Genomic DNA, 7,127 nt, shown 5'->3' with positions numbered 1-7,127 from the left:
AAGCCCTTGCGCTCGCGCGCCGTGGTGAGCTCCTCGAGGGCGGCGAGGTTGACCGCGCCGAGCGCCTCGATCTCGCGGTTCAGCGCGTCGATCCGCCCCTGCAGGCCGGCGAGCCTGACGCCCTGCTCCTCGACCGCGCGGCCGATGGCCTCGCGGTCGGCGCCCGCCGTCTCGAGCTGCTCGAGGAACTGCGCGCCGCCGAGCTTGGCCGCCTGCTCCTCGAGCTGCAGGGCCGTGAGCTTGTCGCGCAGCGGCGCCAGCGCATGCTCGTGGCCGAGCCGCTTCTCGTCGGCCGCACGCAGCCGCTGCGCCAGGTCGTCGTACTGGCTGCGCTTCTCGCCCAGCACGCGTTCGCGGTCGAGCCGCGTCGCCAGCGCCGCCTGCAGCTCGCCGTCGGTCGATGCGTCGGCGAGCCGCTCCTGCTCGGCGGCGAGCCCGGCGTCGGCAGCGCGGTTGGCCTCCAGCTGCTGGCGGGCCGTGTCGATCGAGCGTTCGAGCTCGCCGGCGCGGGCGCCGGCAGCGCGCAGCTCGAAGTGGGCTTCCTGGAGCTTGCGCTCAAGCTCGCGCAGGGCGACGCGTTCGGCCTCGAGGTCCTTGCGAGCGGCGAGGACGTGGTCATCGAGTTCGGCGTGCCGCTCCTGGGCCACGGCGAGCTCGGCATCGAGCGACTCGAAGCGGAGCTCGCTGGCGCTGCGCCGGGCGACGAGCTCGGCGATCTCCGCGTCGAGGCCCTGCCGCTCGCCGCCGAGCTGGTCGCGGCGGCGGCGGGTCTGCGCCTCGAGCTGCTCGAGGCGCAGCAGCTCGACGTGCTGCTGGTGCGCCATGGACTGGCGCTGCGCCGCATCGCGCTGCGCCGCGGCGAGCCGGGCCGCGGCATCGGTGCTCGCCGCCTCGGCCCGCACCAGCTGCATGCGGGCGTCGTCGGCGATGAGCGCCTGGGCCCGTGTCTGCCGCTCGAGGTTCTCGATCTCCTGGGCCCGGGCGAGCAGGCCCGCCTGCTCGGAATCGGGGGCGTAGAAGCTGACCGCGAACTGGCTCACCGCATGGCCTTCGCGGGTCATGATCACCTCGCCGTGGGCGAGCGTCGTCCGCGCCGCCAGTGCGCTGTCGAAATCGTCGGCGGTGTAGACGCCCTCGAGCCAGTCGCCGAGCAGGGCGGCCAGGCTCGAGTCGCCGAGGTGAAGCCGGTCGGCCAGGCGCGGCATCGCTTGCTGAGACCGTGCCGCCGGCGCCGCGGTCGCGGTGAAGAACGCCAGGCGCGCCGGCGGCGCATCGGCCGCGAAGGCGCGGACGGTCTCCAGGCGGCCGACCTCGAGCGCGTTCAGCCGCTCGCGCAGCGCCGACTCGAGCGCCGCCTCCCAGCCCGGCTCGATGCGCAGCCGCGTCCAGAGGCCGGCCAGCTTGTCGAGGCCGTGCCGGTCCAGCCACGGCTTGACCTTGCCTTCGACCTGCACCTTCTCCTGCAGCGCCTGCAGGGCGGCGAGGCGGGCCGAGAGCTCGGCATGGCGGCGGCTTTCGCCGTCGCGGCCAGCCTGCAGGAGCCGGCGCGAGTCCTCGAGGGCCGGGATGCGCTCCTGCCAGCGGGCGACCTCGGCCTTGGCGACTTCGGCCTGCGCGTCGGCATCCGCGACGCGTTGCCGGGCCGCCTCGATGCCGGCGACGTCGATGTCGGCGAGGCCCTCTTCCTCGGCGACGAGGCGGTCGCGTCGGGCCGTGGCCTCGGCGAGCCGCTCGTCGATGCCGCGGCCCTCCGCGGCCGAGACCTGGATCTGCTGCTGCGCCGCGGCGACGATGCTGCGCTGCGCCGCGCTGTGCCCCTCGGCGTCGCTCAGGCGCACTTCCGCATCGCCAACGGCCACGCCCTGCGCCTGCAGCTGGGTTCCGAACGCGGCGACGGCGTGCTCGGCGGCCTCGGCCTGCCCGGCGAGCCGCTCGCGCTCCGCGCCTGCCTCGCTCTCGCGCGTGCGCCAGGACGCGCTCTGCGCCTCGAGGTCGGCGCGCTGGCGCGCGATGCGCTCGCGCTGCTGCGCGACGTAGCGGATACGCTCCTCGAGCCGGCTCACCTCCAGCGCCGCCTGGCCGAGCTCGCCCTGGGCGGCGTGCAGCGCGTCGTTGGCCGCGTAGTGCGACTGGCGGATCGCCTCCAGCTCGGCCTCGGCGTGGCGCAGGGCCGCGCCTTCGCCGTCGAGCGCGAGCACGGCAGCCGTCACGGCCTGGCGCACGCGCTCTTCCTCGCGCGCGGCGTCGCGGTGGCGCAGATACCAGAGCTGGTGCTGCTTCTGCTGCGCGTCCTGCTGCAGGCCCCGGTAACGCCCGGCGACCTCGGCCTGCATCTCGAGCTTCTCGAGGTTCTGGTTCAGCTCGCGCAGGATGTCCTCGACCCGCGTCAGGTTCTCGCGCGTGTCCTTGAGCCGAGCCTCCGTCTCGCGGCGCCGCTCCTTGTACTTGGAGACGCCGGCCGCTTCCTCGAGGAAGAGGCGAAGCTCCTCCGGCTTGCTTTCGATGATCCGCGAGATCGTGCCCTGGCCGATGATGGCGTAGGCGCGCGGCCCGAGGCCGGTGCCGAGGAACACGTCCTGCACGTCGCGGCGGCGCACCGGCTGGCCGTTGATGTGGTAGCTGCTCGTGCCGTCGCGGGTCAGGACGCGCTTGACGGCGATTTCGGCGAAGCGGCTCCAGGGCCCGCCGGCGCGGCCGTCGCTGTTGTCGAAGGTCAGCTCGACGCTGGCCCGGCCGGCGGGCTTCCTCAGGCTCGAGCCGTTGAAGATGACGTCCTGCATCGACTCGCCGCGCAGCTCGCTGGCCTTGCTCTCGCCGAGCACCCAGCGAACCGCGTCGATGACGTTCGACTTGCCGCAGCCATTGGGCCCGACGACACCCACGAGCTGTCCGGGAAGCTGGAACTGCGTCGGTTCGACGAAAGACTTGAAGCCCGAAAGCTTGATCGAGTTGAGGCGCATGGAATACGGCCAGCGATGCTGCCGTAAGTTATTGATTCGACTAGGAAAAATGCAGCTTGCGGGCAAGCGTCGAGCGGCCGGATGATAGCATCGCCACCCCTTGATCCCGAGCTGCCGCGAGGCGCTTTCCGCATGGCCCGGAGCCCCCGAACCGACCCCCTCGTCTCGCGCCGCGAGGCGCCGGCGTCACCGCCGACAGCGCCGCAGAAGCGGCTCGACGTCTTTCCGAACCCGACGGCCGGACGCGACTACGTGATCCAGTTCGAGATTCCGGAGTTCACCTGCAACTGCCCGCTGACGGGGCAGCCCGACTTCGCTCGGTTCACCATCGACATGGTCGCCGACGGCCTTTGCATCGAGCTGAAGAGCCTGAAGCTCTACCTCTGGAGCTACCGCAACGAGGGCGCGTTCCACGAGAAGGTGACCAACGCCATCCTCGACGACATCGTCGCGGCGACGAAGCCGCGCTACGCGCGCATCTCGGCGCGCTGGAACGTGCGCGGCGGCATCTACACGAACATCGTCGCCGAGCACCGCGCCAAGGGCTGGAAGCCGAAGACGCCGGTGCCGGTCGTCGCTGCCCGGTTCGATGCTGCCGTGACGTCCTAGGCCGGCGCCTTCCGTTCTGGGCAAAAGTGCCGCCTGGGCAGCCGCTTCGGACGGCCGCCCCGGCAACGCCTCCCTACAATGCGAGACCCCCCATGACACAAGCACTGCAATCCACGATCGAGCTGGCCTGGGAAGGCCGCGCCGAGCTCGACCCGGTCAACAGCCCCGAGATCCGCAAGGCGGTCGACGAGGTCATCGCCGGCCTCGACAGCGGCACGCTTCGCGTCGCCGAGCGGCATGGCGTGGGCGAGTGGAGCGTCAACCAGTGGGTGAAGAAGGCGGTGCTGCTGAGCTTTCGCCTGAGCGACAACTTCCCCATGCACGCCGGCGACCTCGCCTTCTACGACAAGGTGCCGACCAAGTTCGGCGCCTGGGACGAAGCAGCGATGCGGGCCAGCGGCGTGCGCGTCGTGCCGCCGGCGGTGGCCCGGCGCGGCGCCTTCCTGGCCAGGAACGTCGTGATGATGCCGAGCTACGTCAACATCGGCGCCTACGTCGACGAAGGCACGATGGTCGATACCTGGGTCACCGTGGGCTCGTGCGCGCAGATCGGCAAGAACGTGCACCTCTCGGGCGGCGTCGGCATCGGCGGCGTGCTCGAGCCGATGCAGGCCAACCCGACCATCATCGAGGACAACTGCTTCATCGGCGCCCGATCGGAGATCGTCGAGGGCGTGATCGTCGAGGAGAACTCGGTCGTCTCGATGGGCGTCTACATCAGCCAGAGCACCAAGATCTACGACCGTGCCACCGGCACCGTCAGCTACGGCCGCATCCCTGCTGGCTCCGTCGTCGTCAGCGGCAACCTGCCCGCGGCCGACGGCAGCCACAGTCTCTACTGCGCGGTGATCGTCAAGCGCGTCGACGCGCAGACGCGGGCCAAGACGAGCATCAACGAACTGCTGCGAAGCTGAAGGAACGGTATGAGTGCCGGCAACATGGAACGCGTCCTTCGGCTGATGTCCGACAAGGGCGCCTCCGACGTCTACCTGTCGGCCAGCTCGCCGATCCTCATCAAGATCAACGGCCAGCTGCTCCAGCTCTCCGACCAGCCGCTCACGCACGCGCAGCCGCGACAGCTCCTCGCCGAGCTGCTCACGCCCAGCCAGCTGGAGGAGCTGGAGGACACGGGCGAGCTGAACGTCGGCGTGGGCCTGCCGGGTGTCGGCAGCTTCCGCCTCTCCGGGTTCAAGCAGCGCGGCACGATCGCCGCGGTGTTCCGCTGCATCCCGTTCGACATCCCTTCGCTGGAGAGCCTGAACGTTCCCTCGATCCTGAACCAGCTCGTGCTCGAGAAGCGCGGCCTGATCCTGATGGTGGGGGCCACCGGCGCCGGCAAGAGCACGACGCTGGCGGCGATGCTCGAGCAGCGCAACCAGGTCATGGCGGGGCACATCCTGACCATCGAGGACCCGATCGAGTTCCTCTTCAATAACAAGAAGTCGGTCGTCAACCAGCGCGAGGTCGGCCGCGACACGCAGAGCCTGCAGATCGGCCTGAAGACCGCGCTGCGCCAGGCGCCCGACTGCATCATGATCGGCGAGATCCGCGACCGCGAGACGATGACCTCGGCCATCTCGTACGCCCTTTCCGGTCACCTCGTGCTGTCGACCCTGCACGCGAACAACAGCTACCACGCGCTCGGCCGGATCCTGTCGTTCTACACCCCGGAGGCGCGCCCGGCCTTGCTGGCCGACCTGGCCGCCGGGCTGCGCTCGATCGTCTCGCAGCGCCTGGTTCGCAGCGTCGCCGGCGGCCGCGTGCCTGCGGTCGAGGTGATGCTCAACACGAAGCTGATTCAGGAGCTCATCGAGCGCGGCGACTTCAGCGGCGTCAAGGAGGCGATGGAGAAGTCGCTGGCCGAGGGTTCGCAGACCTTCGAGGAAGACCTGGCCCGCATGATCACGGAAAACGTCATCACCCGCGACGAGGGCCTGGCCTACGCCGACTCGCCGACCAACCTGATGTGGCGCCTGCAGAACGACCTGACGCCGGTCTCGCGCATCGTCCCGAAGAAGGAAGACACGGACGACCAGCCGAGCTTCACCGAGATCACGATCGACGTGCGTCCGGAGGAGACGACGGCCGGCACGGCGTCGAATTTCCGCCGCTTCTAATTCCCTTCCGCAGCCGTGTCGGCAACGCTGGTCCTGGCCGAACAGCTGATCGGCCGCCGCTCGGTGACGCCCGACGACGGCGGCTGCCAGGAACTGCTCGCGGAACGCCTCGCCGGCATCGGCTTCGACTGCACCGACCTGCCCTTCGGCCCTGACACGGCACGCGTCAGCAACCTGTGGGCGCACCGGCCGGGCCGCGACACCGCCGGCAAGCGCCTGGTCTTCGCGGGGCACACCGACGTCGTCCCGACCGGGCCGCTCGACGCCTGGAGCAGCGATCCCTTCGTGCCGACGCGGCGCGGCGGCAAGCTGTACGGGCGCGGCGCTGCCGACATGAAGGGCTCGATCGCGGCCATGGTCGTCGCCGCCGAGGAGTTCGTCGCCGCCTTCCCGCAGCACGCCGGCAGCATCGGCTTCCTGATCACCAGCGACGAGGAAGGTCCGTCGACGGACGGCACGGCGCGCGTCTGCGACTGGCTGAGGAAGGAAGGCATCGCGTTCGACTACTGCGTCGTCGGCGAGCCGACATCCGTCCACCGCCTCGGCGACACGATCAAGAACGGCCGGCGCGGCACGCTGTCGGGCAGGCTCCGCGTCCACGGCGTGCAGGGACACATCGCCTACCCGCAGCTGGCGGAGAACCCCATCCATGCGGCAGCGCCGATCCTGGCCGAGCTCGCCGGCGTCGAGTGGGACCGCGGCAACGCGCACTTCCTGCCCACCTCGTGGCAGATGTCGAACATCCACGCCGGCACCGGCGCCGGCAACGTGATCCCGGGCGAGCTGGTCGTCGACTTCAACTTCCGCTTCAGCACCGAGTCGACGCCGCAGTCGCTGAAGCAGCGCCTGGAAGCCGTCGTCGCCCGCCGCGGGGTCCGCTTCGACATCGCCTGGACGCTCGGCGGCGAGCCCTTCCTCACCGCACCGGGCGCGCTAAGCGACGCCCTGGCCAACGCGATCCGTAGCCATGCCGGCATCGAGACCGAGCTCTCCACCACCGGCGGCACCTCGGACGGCCGCTTCATCTCGCGCATCTGCCACGAGGTCGTCGAGCTGGGGCCGGTCAACGAGAGCAACCACAAGATCGACGAGTGCGTCGACATCGCCAGCCTCGACGTGCTGAAGGATGTCTACCGCTCGACGCTCGAGCAGCTGCTGCGATGACGCTCGTCGAGCTGGTGCTCGCGCAGTCGGAGCGCCTGAAGCAGGCCGGCGTCTCGTTCGGGCACGGCACGGGCAACGCCTTCGACGAGGCCGCATGGCTGGTGACCTGGGTCCTGGGCCTGCCGCTCGACGCGCTCGACGCCCGCGGCAAGCAGGTCGTCAGCCCCGCCGAGCAGGCGACCGCGCAGGCGCTGGTCGGCCGCCGCATCGACAGCCGCCTGCCCGCCGCCTACCTTACGCGGGAAGCGTGGCTGCAGGACATCCCCTTCACGATCGA

At 70.6% G+C, this 7,127-nt stretch carries 5 protein-coding genes and 1 pseudogene; 5 read left to right on the top strand and 1 reads right to left on the bottom strand.

Annotated features, from left to right (window positions below; translation table 11 throughout):
- Positions 1-2,960 (bottom strand): chromosome segregation protein SMC (gene smc / locus AC30N0_RS12300; RefSeq protein ID WP_489518198.1); only part of this gene is annotated, 2,960 nt, incomplete at its 3' end.
- 132 nt (positions 2,961-3,092) lie between these two features.
- On the opposite strand from smc, the gene queF reads away from it, so the two are divergent.
- From queF to AC30N0_RS12275, 5 genes and pseudogenes are all read left to right on the top strand, one after another.
- Positions 3,093-3,569 carry a preQ(1) synthase gene (gene queF, locus AC30N0_RS12295; RefSeq protein WP_489518197.1) on the top strand — a complete coding sequence of 159 codons (477 nt, stop codon included), beginning with the start codon at positions 3,093-3,095 and terminating at the stop codon, positions 3,567-3,569.
- A 92-nt stretch (positions 3,570-3,661) separates the two neighbouring features.
- On the top strand, positions 3,662-4,483 hold the full coding sequence (gene dapD, locus AC30N0_RS12290; RefSeq protein WP_489518196.1) for a 2,3,4,5-tetrahydropyridine-2,6-dicarboxylate N-succinyltransferase: 822 nt from the start codon (positions 3,662-3,664) through the stop codon (positions 4,481-4,483).
- Positions 4,484-4,507: 24 nt separating this feature from the next.
- The gene (locus AC30N0_RS12285) at positions 4,508-5,686 is read left to right on the top strand and encodes a PilT/PilU family type 4a pilus ATPase (RefSeq protein WP_489518195.1); all 1,179 of its coding nucleotides are present in this window, start codon (positions 4,508-4,510) and stop codon (positions 5,684-5,686) included.
- A 15-nt stretch (positions 5,687-5,701) separates the two neighbouring features.
- A complete protein-coding gene (dapE, locus tag AC30N0_RS12280; RefSeq protein WP_489518194.1) occupies positions 5,702-6,850 on the top strand; it encodes a succinyl-diaminopimelate desuccinylase in 1,149 nt (382 codons plus the stop codon).
- Positions 6,847-7,127: pseudogene (locus AC30N0_RS12275) on the top strand (50S ribosomal protein L3 N(5)-glutamine methyltransferase); the annotation flags it as partial. The gene dapE and the pseudogene AC30N0_RS12275, both read left to right, overlap by 4 nt.

Source organism: Rhizobacter sp., assembly GCF_031412495.1.
Classification (GTDB): domain Bacteria; phylum Pseudomonadota; class Gammaproteobacteria; order Burkholderiales; family Burkholderiaceae_C; genus Schlegelella_A.
The sequence above is the reverse complement of the archived record's forward strand: the minus strand, read 5'-3'. Positions and strand labels throughout refer to the sequence as shown.